Here is a 20,362-nt window from a genome sequence, read left to right as displayed (position 1 = left end):
TACTAAAAATATTTATTGTCTATTATCATCAGATTATCCTATAAGTATAGTGTGCAAAATGACCAAACTAGATTTTAGACATATTTCATCTGTAATAGATGATTATGATGTTTTTTTATTTGATCTTTGGGGAGTGGTAGTAGAAGGTAACCAAATTTATCCCGGAGTAGTTGACAATATTAACAAGATACTTACACAACAAAAGAAAGTTTTTTTTGTTACTAATGCCCCACGCAATACATTTTCCTTATTTACTAAAATTAACAGCTGGGGCATTAACGCAACGAAAGAAATGATTATTAGTTCTGGTGAAATAGCAATTGATATGATACTAGAAAGTGATAAAAGATTTGGTATAAAAAATCCTATAGTTTATCATCTTGGTCAAGAAAGTAACGATCTTATGGATGGATTACAGACACCTACTACCACAAACATAAATGAAGCTAATATTTTGCTGTTAACGCTTTATCGTGATGAAGAAAAAAATTTAAATTTGGATGAGTTTGACGATTTATTAAAAACTGCAGTTAAAAGAAACATGGTTAGCATATGTGCGAACCCAGACCTTGGAATTAGACAACAAGGAATACAGAGATATTGTGCTGGATACTTTGCTGCAAAAATAAAACAATTTGGTGGTGAAGTAATTTTTACCGGCAAACCCTATATAGAAATATATCATAAAGTATTAACCCAATTACCAAATATTGCATTGGAACGTATTCTTATGATAGGCGATACTTTCTATACTGATATTTTAGGAGCTAATAAAGTAGGAATTAATTCAGCTTTAGTATTAACAGGTAATGCTACAAAGTTTCATAACCAGTATCATACTATTGAAGAAAAAATGTACCATTTGGAGATTGCAGCAACTGAGCAGGGAGTAATGCCAAATTTTGTTATTCAATTGACTGCAGATTGACCCAGATACTTGAATACTTTGAAGAATTGGCTCTTGCAAATACTTGCGGGGTATTCGCCACAACTGTTGAAAGTTAAAAAAACATCTATTAGCGAGAAGACCGTAGGTCGGACATGTGAGTAGACCTAACCAATTGCTTGGTTAAGCTCCTCCTCAGAACCGGACATGCAGAGCTACCGCATCCGGCTTCCGAAAGGTAAGATAGGCTACAAGCCTATCTTGTTGGTTTTAGAACATTGAAATGGTCTTCCACTTGATTTGGAAAGTCAACCCTTTTGAGTATTTCACCTAATCTTTGCCAAATGACCCAACAGGACAATATACCGCCGCTGCGAAAGTACGCGAATCTTTACAACAAGGTAAATGGCAACTAACATCTGAAAAAAGAGTGTCTATTATACTTTCCCTACCAAAGATGGTCGGTATTTGCCGGTTGTGGCAAAGGATGGTAAAATATTAAAATTTGATTTGCTAGAATTAAATAACCCTAAAGCTTTAGAGCAACAAAAGCAAAGAGTATTACAAATTATCTCTGAGTATCCACAATAATAATTAATACGATGGAAAATGATGACAACTTTGCCACCCTCCCTTTACGTCATTTTAAGCCTAACCACAACTTAAGACTAGTATTTAATTTAAACATTTCATTAGGTGATAATTTACCAATTTTTGGGTAATTTTTTGGGATTTTATAGAGACAATTTTATCAATCATAATCTGAGATACTGATGCAAGACCAGTTAACTTATCAGGCACTAATACAATACGAAATAACGGTGAGTCTATTAGATGGGATGTTATAGGACACACTACGACACTAGCATGAGTCGGATTAAACAAGTCAGATTGAATAACGACAGCAGGTCTTGGTTTACCATAATCTCCATTTAAAGCACAAATTACAATATCCCCCCTTTTCATTAATGATTCCACCCTGTATGGTCACTATTCATTTCCCATAAATCAGCATCTGGATTTTCTTGTTTATTAGCTAATAATGATTGCCTTCTAGCTTCCTCAACTATATCAGGATGTTCCAGTTGTTCAAGATACATACGCACTGCTTCAATAATTAAACAATTTTTATCTTTGTGTAAATTTTGAGCTGCTGTTTCAAGTTTTTTACTTAATTTTGTTTCCAAGCGTATAACAGTTGCAACGCTTTTGGTCTTTGGTTCTAAACGTATACTAGTTGTAATGCTTCTGGTCATTTCTTACCTTCTTCTTTAAAACTATTACCTATTACGATAGTATTGCATATTAAATTGTATTTTTCCAGTTTATTATTTATCTATTTTTGTAGGAAAATAATTGTGTTTTGAATACACAATTTTTCATTGACTTTTGTTAATATTATACCCGATATTTTACTAGAGGAAGAAGGCAAATTACAGCAATTACATCAGGAGCATATTAATAACCCGGAGTTTCAGGAATATTTGATAGCAGTAAAACAATTAGATCAGCAAATTATCAATAATTTACGGCATCAGCAATGGGAAACTAAAGGCTATGATTTATCGCCTGAGGAGTTATATATAGCAAGAAAACAGCTAGAGGAAGGCAAACATATAAATCTTGAGAATCCACAAGAAGCTGAATCTTTTTACAAGTTAATAAGCCCTTTAACTTACTATATCATAATTTACAAACTTTGCTTAATAGATATGGGATTAATGAAAGTAATTGGCATCTTTATCAGCATTTAGTACAGCAAATAGACAATAAGCCATATTTAATACCTGATATGGCACTACTACCTGATCATTTACTAGAGCAACATTTACAACAACAAAGTGGTAAAAGTACAATTAGTAGTCTCGATATAACTAGATTCAAGCAAGATTTGACCAATAATTTACGAAGATATTTACTTGATCGGGTTGATACAGCTATTGCCACTCCCCATACTGCCGAAAGAAATGCCGTGTTACTCGGCAATTTAGGTATTAAAGCAGGTTCGCCAGCTGCCGCAGTGATTCAGTGTATAATGCAATTCAAAACTTTTGCCTATACTTACATTACTAGACCGTTAAAATCAGTAACCATCGATCAGATACCACTTCATCAACAAGTAGGTAGTGGCAATTTATTGGATTTAGCAACATGGAAGGATATTGCTAAAGCAATGAGAAACCCAACTACTATTAAAATGTTGTTTCAATTATTACCGGGTTCTATAGGGCTTGGTTACTTATCAATCAATGCCAAAAGGTTGGTAGAAGGGAAAGAATGGATTGCACCAAACGAAGAAGGAGTATTTATGGCATCCTTATTACAAGGTGGTGGTCTTGGATTATTTGGGGATTTTTTCTTTAATGAGTATGATAGTTATAATAATCTGCTTAAAGCTTTAGCAGAAACTATGGGTAGTGATATTATTGATTTTGGCACAATACTTACTTTAATCAAAAATGGTGAGTTGGATAAGGCAGAAAAGTTGCTTAAAAAATCCCTTCAAAGAAACATCCCGGGTAGGAATTTATTCTACCTACAACCCGCTCTATGTGGTTTCCATGACTGTCATAACTTGAATTGGTAGGAGAAAATTATAGACCAAGTTCACCTGTGAGCCAAGGCGAACTAATTCCAGTGTGTTAGGATTCGTTTTCCGATAGATAAGCACAAGATCAGGTTTAATATGACAATCTCGATGATCTTTCCAGTCACCAATTAGAATGTGATCACGCATACGCTCAGGTAATCGTGCATTCATAGCTAATAACTCAATTACCTTTAATAAATCATTATCTAAAGTTAGACCATGTCGTTTACGCTTCTCCCGCTTATAGTCCCGTTTAAATTGTATAGTACGTTTAATCGCTCGCATTCAAATCAGCTAACAAATTATCTATACTACCAATAGTTATTAGGTTACCACTTCGTGCAGCTTTCATAGCCTCAATTGTTTTAGCATTTGGTACAAGTGGTTCAAAAGGTAGAACTTTCTCACGAGCAATACGGATTAGAAGCATACGAAAAGCATCTGATACAGTAAGACCCATAGTTGCTAATACAACAGATGCTTCCTCTTTAATATGCTCATCAATACGAGCCCGAACAGTAGTATTAACAGACATAACAATTTTCCTTTTTATAGTTTATGAGCTACATTGTAGCCCAAAGCCTATAAAAAGTCAATTAATATGAAAAAATATACAAAATTTGATTTTACAGAAACAGACCAAATAAAACTTTATCAAAAATGCAAAGAATTAAACGATAAAGGGGTGTATTTTATGCTTTCAAATTCCAATATCCAGTTTATAAGGCATATGTACAAAGATTTCTATATAGAGATTATAGAAGTGCCTCGTACTATCAATTGTAAAGTTGATGGAAGGAAAAACGCAGAAGAGGTTTTGATTAGGAGCTATATTTAGGTAGTTACTAATCGAACTTTATAGTTTCAATTTAACGGATATTGATTAAAAACTCCAACGAACTTGACAAAACAAATAGGATAACCAAACTGAAATATACGCCGAAATAGTCATCAAATTTTTATATTTATTCAATAATTCTAATAAATTTAATTTAGCTTGACAATGAGTTTTAAATGTATATACTGCATCACGAAAACCGGATAAAACGGATTATATAGGAAATTAGTTAGTTTATCTATTTTCTAGTAACAATCTTTTTAGTTAATATGGAGTAAATTTATGGCGAAAACGAAAATAACTGAATTTCAAGACATTGATAATGAACAAAAAGACTTAATATTAGGAGTTTTACAAAATGCATCTACTGCACCAGATGGGTTAGTAACCAATGGTGGAATCAACATTACTTTCGAAATGTTAAGAGAAATAAGTCTTAAAGATATTGCCTATGCATTAAATCATAAAGAAGAATTTGGCGGACTTCTTGATGAAGTTGAGTATATAAATTGTCAAAGGTGCTATGGAATCGACTATAATTCTGATACATTCAAGGATTTTGTCTCATCATTTGCTGATAATTCATCATTTAAACCAAAGCTTATAAAAATCTTCAAAACAACTAATAAGACTATAGCTTTAAGTGTAAAAACTGGAATAAATATTAGTGATATACATGAAAAAGAACAGCAAAAGAAAGTGTTAATTGAAAAATTATGCAACCAAATTAAAGGAAAGAATGTTAATAGCCTAACCGCTGATGAGTTAGATCAACTTGTTATAAAGGCTTGTAATGAAGCTAAATCTACAGATGGCTTTCCTATGGAACATATACGCGCTTTGGGGATTCTTAGTGAATTTGATGATTTCAGGGAAATTAATGAGGACTATTCTTATATCAAAGAATTGCTTGTAAACTTATATGCAAAGCAAGAAATAACATCTGAGTATTATCATATACAACAAGAAAGGTTACATTTTTATTTAGATAAAGTTACCGGTAAGAATGCTAAAATGTGGTTAAAATATGCAACCGACTCACTAAAGGCAATTAAAAATTATCATGGTGATCATATTGGAATTAAGAATGCAGGTGCTGGTATTAATGCTTTTATATCCAGCATAAGAGATTATTATGACCAAAATGATACGTGGGTAGCATTTATTTCAAATAAATTGCAAGATTTAAACAATATTGATCCAAAATCAATTGGAATGTCAGTTGCTATGATGACATTGCCGGATGCTTGTTTTACTACGAATGCTGGGATATCAAAAGGAGTATTCTATGCAGGAGAGTTGCCTAGAAATATTTCACCAATGCTTCTCAGTTTTATTGCTGCTGTTACTTTACAACATTATGGAAATACTTTGGATAGTGTGAACAAACATTATATGATAACTGTTCCAGTCACAACAATGAGAGAAATATTGATTAAAGCATTACAAGAACCAAATATTTTTATAGGAGATAATACTACAAAATGTAGCGAAGAAACGTTAGAAGTTTTAAGTAATAATTTAGAGGCTATGAAGATTGCTGGTTTCGATACAACGGATCGTATGAGATATGAAATCGAAAAAGCTCAACTTGACTTCAATATAAAACAACAAGCAGAATCTTTAAAAAAGACTGATAGGATTGTACCTATAAAAGTCATAGATGGGAAAGAGCATAACAAACCTTTAAACTGGGTTCTTCTAGACAAGGAAGGTAAAGTACTACATAATTTAAATCCTCAAGATATGGCAGGAAAATATGCTTGGTTTTTCAAAAATCCATACATATGGCATAATTGCTCTAATCATGACCCAGTAACAACATGTGATACCAAAGCCCTAGAAGCTATTGGGGGGTTTGATACTTCGTCTTTTGAACATGAATGTAGAGTAGAAACTATTGGAGATAGTTATACATTAAGTGAGTAAAGATAGTTGGCTGGAAAAATGCTCAAAAAGCTAAAGAGTTGATTGATGAAGGTATATCAAGGGCAAAGGGTTGATTTTCTTGTACATCGTTACAAGCACTACGAAACAATCCAAAAAGTGATTAAAATGGATTGTTTTGTTCAGGTTTCATACCGCGACCTAGGAGTCTGCCTGCAATAACTAAAGTAATTCTATATTTGGCTCTTTTTGGCTGCTAATAAACAGGATTTTCTTGAAATAGGTACACATCCTATCAAAAATCCTGTTTATTCTCGCCTAAAAATAGCTCAAAATATAATTAATTAGTTATTGCAGGCAGCCTCCTAGGTTATAAGAACGAATAACCGTCATCGCGAGCCACGAAGTTGGCGCAACTGTCGAAAGTGGCTTCTCACAATGACGCTGACTGTTCCCCCTGTGACGTTTAAATACCATGCGTAAGGTGGGCTAATAATCTTATTTTTATATAGTATAAAAATAAGATTATTAGCGTAAATCAGTTAAAATGCATTCGAAGAACTGCTTCAAGAATGCATTTTTCCTTATAACAAGACCAATTCGATATAAGAGAGACTAAATTTCTTGTAACTGCCATAATCTTTTGTATAGGCTATGTTTGTCACGAATTAATGTAGTATGTGTACCTTCTTCAATCATTACCCCTTTATCTAAAACAATTATCCTATCCATATGCTTTAAAGTGGATAAGCGGTGGGCAATTGCAAGCACAGTCTTTCTTTTATCTTGAATTAGGAAGTTAAGGCTATCTTGGATAAAACGCTCAGTTTGACTATCAAGTGCAGAAGTTGCTTCATCTAAGATAAGAATAGGTGCATCTTTTAGAATAGCTCTCGCTATTGCCACCCTTTGCCGTTGTCCACCAGATAATTTGATACCTCGTTCTCCAACATAAGTATTATACTCTTCTGGCAATGTTGTAATAAATTCATGGATATGTGCCTTTTTGCTTGCCTCAATTACTTCTGCATCAGTTGCTTCCTGTTTTCCATATCTAATATTTTCCATCAGGGTTCGATGAAATAACAAAGTATCCTGAGGGATTACCGCGATGTTTTGTCGTAATGAGTCTTGAGTAGCATCGTCAATATTTTGTCCATCTATCAAAATTTGACCATTTGTAACTTTAAAATAACGTAACAAGAGATTAATAAGTGTTGATTTGCCACTACCAGAATGACCGACTATTCCTACCTTCTCACCATGACTAATAGAAAAAGTTAGCTCTTTAAAGATCAGTTCTTTGTTATAACCAAAATTTACATTTTTAAATTCAATAATAGCTTTATCAACTATTAGCGGACTTGCACTAAGTTTATCCAAATCTTGCTGGTTGATAGTAACTATTGACAACGCACTTTTTAAATCACCCATTGATCTAGTAAAATCCTGCAATGAAACTGTTGCATTCCAGATATCGTCTGCAACAACCAAGACAATACCAAAAACAAAAGCAAAATCTCCAACAGAAATTAAGCCATGTATTCTTAAATACAGCATATAGAATAGAATAAAACCAAACAAAACAAAATAGAAGCACACACCTACTATTTGAGTCTTAAAGTTATATTTGTATACTTTTAGCTGTTTGGGAATAAAATCATTTAATATATTATTATCTAGTGCCTTTAATTCTCTTGCCCTAGAAGCAAAAGAAAAAAGCGAAATAATATTAGTAATTTTATCTGCAATCTGCCCAATTATAAAATGCTTACTTTCGGATTCTAAGCAAGATAGTTGGTTTAATTTAGTTGAGAGTTTATACATAATTGGTACGTAAAAACTACACCATATTAGTACAAATATGCCAAGATTTGTGTTAACAAGACTAAGGGTACAAAAATTCACAACACATTTAAGAAACTTTTGCAGCAATCCGTGATGCATTTCCGCCCAAAATTTATCATACCCATCCAAAATACCTTTGATTTTGCTGCTTATGGCTCCTGTAAAACTTTCTTGGAAGAACAAATAAGAATGGTGCTGAACATAGTCGTATGATTGGAGCAATATAGAACGTCGCACATAAGGCTCAGCCTTCCATTCTGCTATGTCACCGATACGCCACACCAAAGGTAAAATCACTTGTGCAGACGTGAATATTATAATCGGTAGTAAAACTAACTTATAAGTTAGATTCTCTTGTGCTACTATTGTATCAAGAAATAATTTAATCGCATAATAATTGGCAGACGGGTAAAAACTACTTATAGTAGGGGCAAGTAGCATAACCAAGTAAAACCATTTATATGGTTTTATATGTTGCCAGAAAAATGCAATAATGTATTTATTTTGCATAAGTTATTTTTTGTTTAAGAATTATAGTAACTATTTTAAAGGCGAGGAAATGTCATTGCGAGGAGTGCGTAAGCACGACGAAGCAATCCAAATTTAATCATTTTATGGATCAACTATGTTCGCAATAAAAATTTAAATAAATTTGGTTTAAATTTTTATTGCTTCTGCAGAGCTAGTTAAATCACGTAACTTAGCGTTTGCAATCACAATGATTTTCCGCATTAATGCTACCATCGCCACCATTTTCTTTTTTCCTCTATTGATCAATTTTTCATAAAATACCTTCAGTTCAGAGTTAGAATTTCTAGCAGCCATAGCAGCTACAAACAACATAGGTCTAACAAAACTTCTACCATGACCTGTATGTCTATATCCGCTATATCTACCGCTATCATTAGATATTGGTGCAACACCTACTAATGATGCTATTTGTTTGCGGTTCAATGTACCAAGTTCAGGTAACAAAGCTATAAGCTCATTAGATACTACTGTGCCTATACCACTAATAGTTTGCAGTGTCTCTTTCTTAGCCTGCAAGAGTTTATCTTTTGCTATTAAGTCATCTATTTTTTTAGTAATAGATGCAATTTGTTCTTCTAGTACTTCGATTATTTTAACACAACTAGACTTGATTAAATCAGCTCTCGGGGACTGAAACCTATTTTTTTCTGCAATCAACATTTGTTTGAGGTCGTTCCTACGTCCGACTAATTCATACAAGTTTAAAGCTTGCTTAGATTGTACTTTAAATAGTTCTAATCTTTCTGACCGTTCAAAACCATAAAGTGCTAGAGCTTTAGCATCAAGACTATCAGTTTTAGCTGCATTCCCAAAAGACCTAATAAAGTTTTTAACTTTGCGAGTATTGGCTCTATGTACAGCAAAACCCTGATTGCAAAGCGTTAGTAATAGTTCCATTTCATATCCACCTGTGGTTTCTAAAACACACAATGCAGAACTAATCTCTTTTTTGTAATCCTTGATAAAATCAGCTATTCCATTAGAGTTGTTATTATATTCTTTAGTTTCTTTTTTTCCATGAATAGCAACAACAAAATTGAATTTTCCTATATCAAGACCAATAAAATTATTATATAATGGCATAATACCTCGAAGACTTTTAATGTTTACGATTGTAAGCGGGAGTGCAAAGGCATCCCAATCAACTATTCAAACGTCTCGGGGATTTGGGCTAGAGTACCAAGATCCATACGATCTTAAGACCAATTGCTTCACGGTCGCTCACGCCTGCACAGCGATAGTCATTTAGTATTATTAATGACTATCGCTGTAATACCCCCTTATAAGTCAGTATAAATCATTATTTATATTGACTTCAACATCTATTATATCATACTTTTAACTTACAATTGCTTCGTCGGCTTATGCCTCCTTGCAATGACTCTAGGCTGTTTTTCCTATAACTTTTAAATCGCCATGGGGATTATACGTAAGGTAAGTGATTAAGAAAGTTCAATTTATCAAATGTACTTCTTAATGTGGGAATGTAAGATCTAATATTATTATAAATTTTACCCGCTAGCTGCTCATCATAAGTGTGAGAGGTAATATTTCTATCTAGCAGCATTTTTAACCACTCTTGTTCATGATCAATCAGATGTCCTTTAAATGCTTCTCTTAAAACATCTTTAGGATATTGCACTTTTACTCCTTTGCTTTCAAGAATTACCCTTAATAATTTCCAAAATAGTTCTATTGTAAACTCAAATCTTTGAATGCTAACATCTATGTTACTTCGATCTTCTAGCACGGGCTTAAATACAATATCTTCTAAAGATATTAAAGCTCTACTTAGCTTTGAAAAACCTAACTCTATTTTAGTATATTTTTTAGGATCTTCCATACAATTTCACCCCTTCTCGTATTATAGATAATTTTAAGTCTGATGAATCCTCTAATTCGTCAAGCCTTATACAATCTATTTTTAAGAGTGTATCAGCATTATCAACAATTTCTTGTAATTTCAACCAATCCTTAGTAGTAGCATTATGACATACTATAGCTAAATCAATATCTGCTCTATCCTGATTATCGTTCCTTGCCCTAGAACCAAATAACCAAACTTCCTCAACCACAATCTGTGATATTAAATCATTATAAAATTTATAATCCTGAACTTTCATTTATTAATCCCATACTTCTTGTTTTTTTATTATCTAGATTAATGAAATTAATCCAAAATTGAGGTTTTTACCCCCACACAACTACCCAATGTTAAAAAATAAGGTACATGATCAGAGGGCATAAGCCAATTCCTAGCTTCTGATAAGGAGCTAACAGATAGCATCTTATCTTGTAAGTTAGAACTAGTCCAAATATGATCTAATCTACGTCCCCGATTAGATTTTTGCCAGTCTATATTTCTATAACTCCACCAAGTATAACATTTTTCATTATACGGTATGAAATAGCGGCTACTATCAATAAAACCTAAGGAATCCTGTAATTCCAACAGAGTTGAACGCTCTATGTCTGTATGGCTGACAACATTACGTAATTGACGGCTAGACCATACATCATGCTCATGAGGGGCAATATTTAGGTCTCCCGTTATGATAATCTTACTATCTTTACTCCGATTATTGGTTAACCATTCTTGTATTAATTTTACATATGCCAATTTATGTTTAAATTTTTCATTAACATTCACATCAGCTATATCCCCGCCAGCCGGTACATAAAAATTATGTATCTCAATACCTAAAACTTCTACTGCTATATGCCTTTTATCACTATTATACAATTCAAGAATGAATTTATTGGTAAAAGGCAATTTTGATAAAATTGCTACTCCATTATAAGACTTCTCTCCTGAACAATATATATGCTGATAGCCCATATCATTAATAGCTTGGTAAGGAAATAGTTCATTAATTGTTTTAATCTCCTGCAGTGATATAATATCAGGCTGATGTTCATCAATTAGCTTTTTGAGCAAACTCAGTCGCAAGCGTACAGAATTAATATTCCAAGTTACTATTTTCATTTATTAAATCTCTCCAATATTTCCACTACAACATGCTTTAGAATTCTAAGAATTTTTGCCTCTGGGCTAAGATTCTTAGCCGCCCATTTCTTGATCCATGGTTCTATAAGCTGCCATACGTTAATTTCTGGATCAAGCTGCTGCCCTACCCCTTCAACTACTACTATAGTTTTCTGTAATAATAGCAATTGTGGTTGTACCTCCATACCAAAATCTTCGGTGATTTTAAATAATTGTGCAAGTAACCTACCTATGGAAATATTTTTAACGGCATATCCTATAATCGGTTCGCTTACTGCTCTACACGCCTGAGCAAAAAGATCAAGATCAGTATTCTGAGGAATATAACCAGCCCTAAGATGGACAAGTGCTACTAACTTATAGTTCCTACTTAAAAAACCAAACAGGCTTTCAGCAATTGCCATTCTATCTTTATCAGATAACCTACCCATAATACCAAAATCTAGTAACACTATGCTACCATCCGACCTAACTAAAATATTGCCAGGATGTAAATCTGCATGAAAGAAACCATCTCTATATACTTGATTAAAAAATATTGTAGCAAATCTTTGAGCTATTTTAGTTAGATCTAAGCCCTGCTCTATAAGCTTATCTCGAGCATAAATTGATATTCCATCTACCCATTCTGTGGTTATTATATATTCATGAGTCAGTTGCCAATAAACTTTAGGAATATATATATCAACATCATTTTGCAGATTATCAGAGAGCTCTGAAGCTGCTGCTGCTTCTAAACGTAGGTCAAGCTCAAATTTCATAGTAGTATTAAATACATCTATTACCGCTACTGGTCGCAATCTTTTAAATTTTATAAATATTCTTGCTACTAGTTTAGCAAAAATATATAAAAGCTTAATATCCTTATTATATATATGATGAATTCTCGGACGTAATATTTTTACTGCAACGAATTCACCAGACTTCAACTTAGCTCTGTGTACTTGAGAAATCGAAGCTGCTGCAATTGGTATATCCTCAAAGACGGAGAATAACTCATCGGCACTTTGACCAAAAGACTCATCAATAATCTTTCGTGCTATATTACTACTAAAAGGTGGCAACTTATCTTGAAGAGACTGCAAATAATGGGCAATCTTAACTCCTATAAGATCCGGTCTTGTGGAAAGAGTTTGACCAAATTTTATATAGACAGGACCTAATTTTTTAAAACAATCGGTTAACCTTATACCAAAATCGTCTTTTGGTGGCTTAAATAAACCAATTGGGTAAAATACTATGGTTATCATCCAGCCAAGAAATTTTAACCTAGATGGTAATTTTATGGTATCTGGATAAGTCAGAATTTGCTGCTTGCTTACCACTCTTAATATATGCAAGAAATTCAATAATAAGCTAATCATATATACTCAAATGATTTGAAGTTTTAAGCTACTTACCTAAGCAGTAAAACATCTGCTAAATTCCTTGGGATTAAGTACTTAAAAAAACGTCGTATTACAATTTACTGTGCTTTAGTAGACTTGCTGCATAAATCAAAGAAGCTTTCGGGATTTTTAGGAGAAACGAAGTCGGCTACCTTCGCGTACACAGACGTACGCGAGGAGCGGAGGCGAGTTTCGACGACAAAATCACCAACTAGATTGACTTATGCAGTAAGTCTAGTATTTATAAACTTGACGGCAAATTGTAGCCCCCTATCATCAATAGAATGCATAAGATTTGGTATCTTGTAGTTACTATAAGCAATATTATATTTCTGTAAATATTCTATTATCTCGTCCATGCTATTTACATCAACCACATCATCTAATTCGCCATGTATTACGCAAACTGGCGTAGTTTTATTGATACATTCTAGTGGGGCGATTAATTTACCAGAAAAGCCTATCACACAAGCAAAAGGCTCTTTTTGCACCAAATTTAAATATAGTCCCATCATAGTGCCTTGTGAAAAACCAATTATGATAGTATCTTTATTAGTTAAATTTAATTCTGCTTGTTTTTTTTTAATTATCTCTGTAACTAAACCACTATTTTTAGCAACTAATTCCCTTATTACATAAGGGGTACGATCATTTAGACTAAACCATTGTCTGCCATACGGTGCATTGTCAAATTTTTCAACTCCATGCGGCGAGATAAAATGACAATCTAGCAATTCCTTAGATATAAATGGAACTAAGCTTATTAAGTCATGCCCATCTGAACCAAGCCCATGTAACAATACAACAAGCTTCTTACATTCACCATTCAAACTTTTAACTTCTGGGTAAGATAATATTTCATTTTTAATCATTTTTTAAGCTCTTAAAAAGTTTCCACAGGGGTAATACCCCGTTAACCTAGGCAATGCACACAAAATTAGTAAGATGTATACAACTTTTAGTCAAACGTCATTGCAAGAAGCCACTTTAGTGGCGACACTGCAATCCAAATTACTTATTATATTTTTTGTGGATCAACTATGTTCGCAATAAAAATTTAAATAAATTTGGTTTAAATTTTTATTGCTTCTGCAGAGCTAGTTAAATCACGTAACTTAGCGTTTGCAATCACAATGATTTTCCGCATTAATGCTACCATCGCCACCATTTTCTTTTTTCCTCTATTGATCAATTTTTCATAAAATACCTTCAGTTCAGAGTTAGAATTTCTAGCAGCCATAGCAGCTACAAACAACATAGGTCTAACAAAACTTCTACCATGACCTGTATGTCTATATCCGCTATATCTACCGCTATCATTAGATATTGGTGCAACACCTACTAATGATGCTATTTGTTTGCGGTTCAATGTACCAAGTTCAGGTAACAAAGCTATAAGCTCATTAGATACTACTGTGCCTATACCACTAATAGTTTGCAGTGTCTCTTTCTTAGCCTGCAAGAGTTTATCTTTTGCTATTAAGTCATCTATTTTTTTAGTAATAGATGCAATTTGTTCTTCTAGTACTTCGATTATTTTAACACAACTAGACTTGATTAAATCAGCTCTCGGGGACTGAAACCTATTTTTTTCTGCAATCAACATTTGTTTGAGGTCGTTCCTACGTCCGACTAATTCATACAAGTTTAAAGCTTGCTTAGATTGTACTTTAAATAGTTCTAATCTTTCTGACCGTTCAAAACCATAAAGTGCTAGAGCTTTAGCATCAAGACTATCAGTTTTAGCTGCATTCCCAAAAGACCTAATAAAGTTTTTAACTTTGCGAGTATTGGCTCTATGTACAGCAAAACCCTGATTGCAAAGCGTTAGTAATAGTTCCATTTCATATCCACCTGTGGTTTCTAAAACACACAATGCAGAACTAATCTCTTTTTTGTAATCCTTGATAAAATCAGCTATTCCATTAGAGTTGTTATTATATTCTTTAGTTTCTTTTTTTCCATGAATAGCAACAACAAAATTGAATTTTCCTATATCAAGACCAATAAAATTATTATATAATGGCATAATACCTCGAAGACTTTTAATGTTTACGATTGTAAGCGGGAGTGCAAAGGCATCCCAATCAACTATTCAAACGTCTCGGGGATTTGGGCTAGAGTACCAAGATCCATACGATCTTAAGACCAATTGCTTCACGGTCGCTCACGCCTGCACAGCGATAGTCATTTAGTATTATTAATGACTATCGCTGTAATACCCCCTTATAAGTCAGTATAAATCATTATTTATATTGACTTCAACATCTATTATATCATACTTTTAACTTACAATTGCTTCGTTGCCACCAAAGTGCCTCCTCGCAATGACGTATTTCTTAATAATTCTAAAAAACTTGATTATCGAGTAGAACCGCTTCAAACCTGATTGTTTCTATATACAATACTGAATTCGATGTAACTTGTTACATCGAATTCAGGTTATAACATATAAATAAGCTAGCACTAATAGTTATTATCTTAAATATCTACTAATTCTTGATAGGATACTTCTAAAACCTCATAAGATTTTGAACCTTTAGGAGTGGTTACTTCTACTATATCTCCGACCCCTTTACCGATGAGAGCCTTAGCAATTGGCGATACTATGGATACCCTCTTTTTGGTTATATCTGCTTCATACTCTCCAACAATATGATATATAACTATTTCCTCTGTTTCATCATCGATCAACTTAACTAATGCCCCAAATTTTATGGTATCACCGGAGAGTTTTGAGGTATCAATAATTTTAGCTCTTGCTATTTTATCTTCAAGATCCACAATGCGACCTTCAATAAAACTTTGTTTTTCCCGTGCTGCATGGTATTCTGCATTCTCAGATAAATCTCCAAAATCTCTAGCTGTTGCTATAGCTTCAATTACTTTTGGTCGTTCTATGTGTTTAAGATGTTTAATTTCTTTTTCTAAACTATCAAACCCTTTATGTGTAATAGGAAAATCTGCCATAATAATATGTCTTGTCTAAGTTAAGTTTTCTAGTATATTTGTTGTGTCAAACTTTGTCAAATAGGCCTTTTAGGTTATTATGCAAACTAAACTCTTTAATTTTGAAATACAACGTAAAACTTTCCACTTATACAGCTTGATTATACCACTTTTTTATTTATTTTCATCTAAATTAGTTGTTACTACACTATTATTTCTACTTATAATATGTGTATTATATATAGATATTACAAGGCATTATAATTTATATGTTAAGAAATTTACAGATAAATTTCTTGGAAAGTTTATGAGACCTGAAGAACAGAGTGGTTTATTCAGACTAAGTGGTAGCAGTTTTATGGTAGTTGGATTTTTCTTAACTGCTCTTTTATTTTCAAAAGGTTTAGCGATTTCATCTTGGCTTATATTGATAATAGCTGATTGTCTTGCTGCACTAGTGGGTACAAAAATAGGTACGCCTCTAAAAAATGGCAAGTCATTGGAAGGTTCTATTGCCTTTCTAATTTCTGCAATTTTTATTAGCATATTAGTGTATTTTTTCATCGGCTATCACACTAGTTTTACTGTTATTATAATTAGTTCTATAGTTGCTACTATTAGTGAATTCTACTCAAAAGAGTTATCAATAAACGATAATTTATTAATACCTCTTAGCTACTGCTTCTCTACAATCATATTCACCTTTATTTTAAGTTTATGAGAATTCCATTAGAATTTTATGAACTTCTTAGAACTCGGATTAATTTATCAGATGTTGTTAGACAAAAAGTAGTCTTAACTAAGAAATCTGGAAATTACTTGGGACTATGTCCTTTCCATGTTGAAAAATCTCCATCATTCACTGTAAATGATGCCAAGAAGTTTTATTATTGCTTTGGCTGTGCTGTTCACGGGGATGTTATAAAGTTTGTTTCCAACTTTAGCGGTTTATCTTATAAGGAAGCAGCCATTAAACTTGCTAATGATTATGGCATTGAATTGCCTAAATTAACAGCAGCACAACAAAAACTCTATGAAGAATCGGATGAACTATTTGATATCTTAGAGATGGCTGAAAGATTTTTTACATCACAATTGTCACAAGAAGTATGTAGCTACTTACATGACCGCGGTATTAGTAAAGAAGCAATTAAGGAATTCTCCATTGGTTTTGCTCCTCCAGCTAAAGCATTACAGAAATTTTTTGAAAAAAAATCAATATCTTTGACAAAACTTCAAAAAGCAGGCTTAGTGGGCAAGCGAGATGATGGTACAATATATGAGATATTTTATAATCGGATAATCTTTCCGATTAAAAATGTTTATAATAAAGTAGTTGGTTTTGGAGGGCGAGTGCTTGGTGATGGGTTACCTAAATATTTAAATTCTCCGGAAACCATATTATTTCAAAAAAATGAAACATTATATGGGGAGAATAATGCAATTAGTGTTGCCTATAAAAAAAATCATTCAATCTTAGTTGAAGGGTACTTGGATGTTATTGCCTTGCACCAAGCTGGTTTTAAAGAGGCAATGGCAAGTCTTGGTACTTCGGTTACAGAGAATCACTTGCAAAAATTATGGCGTGCCGGAGATGAAATAGTACTCTGTTTAGATGGTGATATAGCAGGAATAAAAGCCACCCATCGGGTAATTAATCTAGTACTACCTCTGATAAATGGCAATAAGAAAATTTCCTTTGTGATGTTACCTAGCGGAAGTGACCCTGATGATATTATAAATAAAGATGGAGCGGGAAGTTTCACACAAATTTTTGATAAAAGAATTAATCTATCTGAAATGATTTGGCGTTCCGAATATGAAGGTAAGACTTTTTCAACTCCAGAAGACAAAGCTATTTTGGAAAGAAATCTTGGAGATTATTGTAAACAAATAAAGGATAAACTACTTAGCAATAATTATTATCGATATTTTAAAGAGCAAATATGGCAAAATTTAATTAAACGGCAAAATAAAGTAACTATAACAAGTTCAAATATTACATCTACCACTCCTAACTATTCAGAAATCGAAATATTAGAACAAGCTGTTTGTATAATATTGGTTAAATTTCCTGAAATGACCAAAAAGCAAGAAATAAAGGATTTCTTGTTAACGTTAAATTTCCAAAATAAAATGCTTGAAGCTTTTCGTGATTGGTATTTTGCAGAAATTATTAGCAACGATATATTAGATCAGGAAAATATTATTGCTTTGGCAGAAAAAACTGGATTTTATGACACTTTTTCAGTATTGTCAAAATCCAATAATCTATTTCTAGATTTGTCATTTAATCAGGATGATATCGATTCTGACTTACTTTGGCAATGGTTGCATAAAAAACATCACCTAGTACTATTAAAACAAGAATATAGCTCAATTATTCAAAATGGCTCAGACGAAGAGCTAAAAAAAGCTATATTATATCGAGAAGAAATTTTGAAAATCTCCAAAGAGATTTATAATCTAAACGAATCTTTTACTAATTGACCCAAGGTTTATAAATTATGACAGAAGCAAAAGAGAAAATAGATGTAAAAAGTACTGCAGTTGATAACCTAGTTAAAACAGCTAAAGAAAAAGGCACTGCAGTCACTTATTATGATCTAAATAAAGTCATTCCAATGACTAATAATATATCAGTAAAAGATCTAGAAAAGGTAATATCAAAGTTTTCTGAGGCTGGAGTTGATATTATAGAAGGTGATGATGACGAGATCAAACTTGATATTAATGTAGATGATGAATTTAAACTGTCTAATAATGTTGATCGTGAGCCTGAAGACGAAAGTGAAGAAGAAAACTTAGGTACAACCGATGATCCAGTAAGGTTATATTTACGAGATATGGGAGGAGTTGGGCTTTTTTCTCGTGAGACTGAAATAGAAGTAGCCCAAGATATTGAAGAAGGCAAAGAGATAATGGTTAAGTCACTTTGTGAAAATCCAATATCGATGAAATTCTTTATAAAATGGCATGAAGATTTAGTTAATGAAAAAATACTACTCCGAGATTTGATTGATCTAGAAGCTAATATGGTTAACGGGGATGATAGTAATTCTGAAGAGAATCAAAATAATTATATAGAATCAGATCATGAAGAACATGAAGAAGCTAGTAATTTATCAATAGCTACTATTGAGTTACAGTTATTACCTAGTGTTGTCAAGCGTATGGAAAGAGTTTCTAGACTTTCTGAAGAGTTGTTAATTGAAGCAAAAAAACATTACACACGTTATCCTCAACCTAAGGGATTGCATGATAACAAAAAATATGCCAAAAATCTACAATTACTAATTATTGAAATTTCTAGTATCCATTTTCACTCTAAAAGGACAGAAGAAATTCTTAATAGAATATATAGTCTAAATAGAGAATTAGTAACTAAAGAAGGGAACTTCCTTAAATTAGCTGAAAAATATGGCATAAGTCGTCAGAACTTCCTAAATGAATATATGGGAGCAGTAATTGATGAAAACTGGAAAAGGCAAATGCAAAAAAACAAGCCATCTAATTGGAAGAATTTCCTTGCTAAAGAATCTGATGCTATTGATCAAATGATTAGTGAATTAAAAACCATGGAAATGACTATTGGTTTGCCAATTATTGAATTTAAAAAGTTAGTGCATACAATACAAAAGGGTGAAAGACAAGTCCTTAGGGCAAAAAAAGCTATGATAGAGGCTAATTTGCGTCTAGTTATCTCAATTGCTAAAAAATATGCAAATCGTGGATTACAGTTTTTAGATTTAATTCAGGAAGGAAATATTGGGTTAATGAAGGCTGTTGATAAATTTGACTATCGTAGGGGATATAAATTTTCCACTTATGCTACTTGGTGGATTAGGCAAGCTATTACTAGAGCTATAGCTGATCAAGCTAGAACCATACGTATTCCCGTGCATATGATTGAAACGATCAATAAAATTATTCGTACCTCTAGGCAAATGCTTAACGAGCTAGGTTATGAACCGACTCCGGCAGAAATTGCTGCTCGTCTTTCTATGCCAGTTGATAAAGTACGAAAAGTAATGAAAATAGCTAAAGAACCAATTAGCTTAGAAAATCCAATAGGCGATGATGATGGTAGTTATCTTGGAGACTTTATTGAAGACAAAAATGCTATATTACCGCTTGACGCAGCAATTCAATCGAACTTACGAGAGGTCACAACTAGAGTTTTAGCAACTCTTACTCCTCGTGAAGAAAGAGTTCTAAGAATGAGATTTGGTATAGGAATGAGTACCGATCATACACTAGAAGAAGTTGGACAACAATTCAACGTTACTAGGGAACGTATTAGGCAAATAGAGTCCAAAGCACTACGCAAATTGAAGCATCCGACTAGATCTAAAAAACTTAGTAGTTTTCGGGGTGGTTCTAGAAAGCAAAACAATTCTTCAGAATCTGCTTTTGGAGGCTGATTTTCTATAGGTTT

The 20,362-nt window shown here is 33.0% G+C and carries 22 protein-coding genes; 9 read left to right on the top strand and 13 right to left on the bottom strand.

Going from position 1 to position 20,362, the window contains the following annotated elements:
• The first annotated feature begins 58 nt into the window (after positions 1–58).
• Together ACFEL2_RS03435 and ACFEL2_RS03430 are read left to right on the top strand one after the other, a co-directional pair.
• Positions 59–928, top strand: a complete 870-nt coding sequence (locus ACFEL2_RS03435) for a TIGR01459 family HAD-type hydrolase (protein WP_375332245.1) — start codon at positions 59–61, stop codon at positions 926–928.
• A gap of 426 nt (positions 929–1,354) precedes the next feature.
• Positions 1,355–1,477: a hypothetical protein gene (locus ACFEL2_RS03430; protein ID WP_341752156.1), complete on the top strand. Its 123-nt coding sequence runs from the start codon at positions 1,355–1,357 to the stop codon at positions 1,475–1,477.
• 84 nt (positions 1,478–1,561) lie between these two features.
• Here the strand turns inward: ACFEL2_RS03430 and ACFEL2_RS03425 are convergent, their stop codons facing one another.
• Both ACFEL2_RS03425 and ACFEL2_RS03420 read right to left on the bottom strand, forming a co-directional pair.
• Positions 1,562–1,852, bottom strand: coding sequence for a type II toxin-antitoxin system PemK/MazF family toxin (locus ACFEL2_RS03425; RefSeq protein ID WP_341752157.1), 291 nt, complete (start codon positions 1,850–1,852; stop codon positions 1,562–1,564).
• Entirely contained in the window at positions 1,852–2,142 is a 291-nt protein-coding gene (locus ACFEL2_RS03420) for a hypothetical protein (RefSeq protein ID WP_341752158.1), read from the bottom strand. The genes ACFEL2_RS03425 and ACFEL2_RS03420 overlap by 1 nt, the downstream gene beginning before the upstream one ends.
• 126 nt (positions 2,143–2,268) lie before the next feature.
• Between ACFEL2_RS03420 and ACFEL2_RS03415 the strand changes: the two genes are divergently transcribed.
• Both ACFEL2_RS03415 and ACFEL2_RS03410 read left to right on the top strand, forming a co-directional pair.
• Positions 2,269–2,640 carry a hypothetical protein gene (locus ACFEL2_RS03415; protein ID WP_341752159.1) on the top strand — a complete coding sequence of 124 codons (372 nt, stop codon included), beginning with the start codon at positions 2,269–2,271 and terminating at the stop codon, positions 2,638–2,640.
• The gene (locus tag ACFEL2_RS03410; RefSeq protein ID WP_375332244.1) at positions 2,586–3,473 is read left to right on the top strand and encodes a hypothetical protein; all 888 of its coding nucleotides are present in this window, start codon (positions 2,586–2,588) and stop codon (positions 3,471–3,473) included. Before ACFEL2_RS03415 ends, ACFEL2_RS03410 begins: the two co-directional genes overlap by 55 nt.
• Here the strand turns inward: ACFEL2_RS03410 and ACFEL2_RS03405 are convergent.
• Positions 3,435–3,761, bottom strand: coding sequence for a type II toxin-antitoxin system YafQ family toxin (locus ACFEL2_RS03405; RefSeq protein ID WP_375332243.1), 327 nt, complete (start codon positions 3,759–3,761; stop codon positions 3,435–3,437). The two genes, ACFEL2_RS03410 and ACFEL2_RS03405, sit on opposite strands and share 39 nt — an antisense overlap.
• Positions 3,748–4,011 (bottom strand): type II toxin-antitoxin system RelB/DinJ family antitoxin, encoded by a 264-nt coding sequence (locus ACFEL2_RS03400; RefSeq protein ID WP_341752162.1) that lies wholly within the window; start codon positions 4,009–4,011, stop codon positions 3,748–3,750. Before ACFEL2_RS03400 ends, ACFEL2_RS03405 begins: the two co-directional genes overlap by 14 nt.
• A gap of 66 nt (positions 4,012–4,077) precedes the next feature.
• Here ACFEL2_RS03400 and ACFEL2_RS03395 point away from each other — a divergent pair, with 66 nt between their 5' ends.
• Entirely contained in the window at positions 4,078–4,314 is a 237-nt protein-coding gene (locus ACFEL2_RS03395; RefSeq protein WP_341752163.1) for a DNA adenine methylase, read from the top strand.
• A gap of 282 nt (positions 4,315–4,596) precedes the next feature.
• Complete coding sequence (locus ACFEL2_RS03390) at positions 4,597–6,243, top strand: hypothetical protein (protein WP_375332242.1); 1,647 nt, start codon at positions 4,597–4,599, stop codon at positions 6,241–6,243.
• 573 nt (positions 6,244–6,816) lie between these two features.
• On the opposite strand, the gene ACFEL2_RS03385 is transcribed toward ACFEL2_RS03390, so the two are convergent.
• The 9 genes from ACFEL2_RS03385 to greA form a co-directional block, all read right to left on the bottom strand.
• Entirely contained in the window at positions 6,817–8,559 is a 1,743-nt protein-coding gene (locus ACFEL2_RS03385) for an ABC transporter ATP-binding protein (protein ID WP_375332241.1), read from the bottom strand.
• Positions 8,560–8,706: 147 nt separating this feature from the next.
• Positions 8,707–9,663 (bottom strand): IS110 family transposase, encoded by a 957-nt coding sequence (locus ACFEL2_RS03380; RefSeq protein WP_341751265.1) that lies wholly within the window; start codon positions 9,661–9,663, stop codon positions 8,707–8,709.
• A 340-nt stretch (positions 9,664–10,003) separates the two neighbouring features.
• Entirely contained in the window at positions 10,004–10,423 is a 420-nt protein-coding gene (locus ACFEL2_RS03375; protein WP_375332240.1) for an HI0074 family nucleotidyltransferase substrate-binding subunit, read from the bottom strand.
• On the bottom strand, positions 10,410–10,703 hold the full coding sequence (locus tag ACFEL2_RS03370; protein ID WP_341755113.1) for a nucleotidyltransferase family protein: 294 nt from the start codon (positions 10,701–10,703) through the stop codon (positions 10,410–10,412). The genes ACFEL2_RS03375 and ACFEL2_RS03370 overlap by 14 nt, the downstream gene beginning before the upstream one ends.
• A 47-nt stretch (positions 10,704–10,750) precedes the next feature.
• Positions 10,751–11,566, bottom strand: coding sequence for an exodeoxyribonuclease III (xth, locus tag ACFEL2_RS03365; RefSeq protein WP_375332239.1), 816 nt, complete (start codon positions 11,564–11,566; stop codon positions 10,751–10,753).
• Positions 11,563–12,951: a 2-polyprenylphenol 6-hydroxylase gene (ubiB, locus tag ACFEL2_RS03360; RefSeq protein ID WP_375332238.1), complete on the bottom strand. Its 1,389-nt coding sequence runs from the start codon at positions 12,949–12,951 to the stop codon at positions 11,563–11,565. The genes xth and ubiB overlap by 4 nt, the downstream gene beginning before the upstream one ends.
• Before the next feature lie 245 nt (positions 12,952–13,196).
• Positions 13,197–13,847, bottom strand: a complete 651-nt coding sequence (locus ACFEL2_RS03355) for a dienelactone hydrolase family protein (RefSeq protein ID WP_375332237.1) — start codon at positions 13,845–13,847, stop codon at positions 13,197–13,199.
• 200 nt (positions 13,848–14,047) lie between these two features.
• Positions 14,048–15,004, bottom strand: coding sequence for an IS110 family transposase (locus ACFEL2_RS03350; protein WP_341751265.1), 957 nt, complete (start codon positions 15,002–15,004; stop codon positions 14,048–14,050).
• Positions 15,005–15,456: 452 nt separating this feature from the next.
• On the bottom strand, positions 15,457–15,948 hold the full coding sequence (gene greA, locus ACFEL2_RS03345; RefSeq protein ID WP_341752303.1) for a transcription elongation factor GreA: 492 nt from the start codon (positions 15,946–15,948) through the stop codon (positions 15,457–15,459).
• Positions 15,949–16,024: 76 nt separating this feature from the next.
• On the opposite strand from greA, the gene ACFEL2_RS03340 reads away from it, so the two are divergent.
• Genes ACFEL2_RS03340 through rpoD form a run of 3 tightly spaced genes read left to right on the top strand, consistent with a single transcriptional unit; the run spans position 16,025 to position 20,348 of the window.
• Complete coding sequence (locus ACFEL2_RS03340; RefSeq protein WP_341752167.1) at positions 16,025–16,645, top strand: diacylglycerol/polyprenol kinase family protein; 621 nt, start codon at positions 16,025–16,027, stop codon at positions 16,643–16,645.
• Positions 16,642–18,414, top strand: a complete 1,773-nt coding sequence (dnaG, locus tag ACFEL2_RS03335; protein ID WP_375332236.1) for a DNA primase — start codon at positions 16,642–16,644, stop codon at positions 18,412–18,414. The genes ACFEL2_RS03340 and dnaG overlap by 4 nt, the downstream gene beginning before the upstream one ends.
• A 17-nt stretch (positions 18,415–18,431) precedes the next feature.
• Entirely contained in the window at positions 18,432–20,348 is a 1,917-nt protein-coding gene (gene rpoD, locus ACFEL2_RS03330; protein ID WP_341752169.1) for an RNA polymerase sigma factor RpoD, read from the top strand.
• The last annotated feature ends 14 nt before the right edge of the window (positions 20,349–20,362 follow it).

This window comes from Candidatus Tisiphia endosymbiont of Temnostethus pusillus (assembly GCF_964264675.1).
GTDB lineage: Bacteria > Pseudomonadota > Alphaproteobacteria > Rickettsiales > Rickettsiaceae > Tisiphia.
The sequence above is the reverse complement of the archived record's forward strand: the minus strand, read 5'-3'. Positions and strand labels throughout refer to the sequence as shown.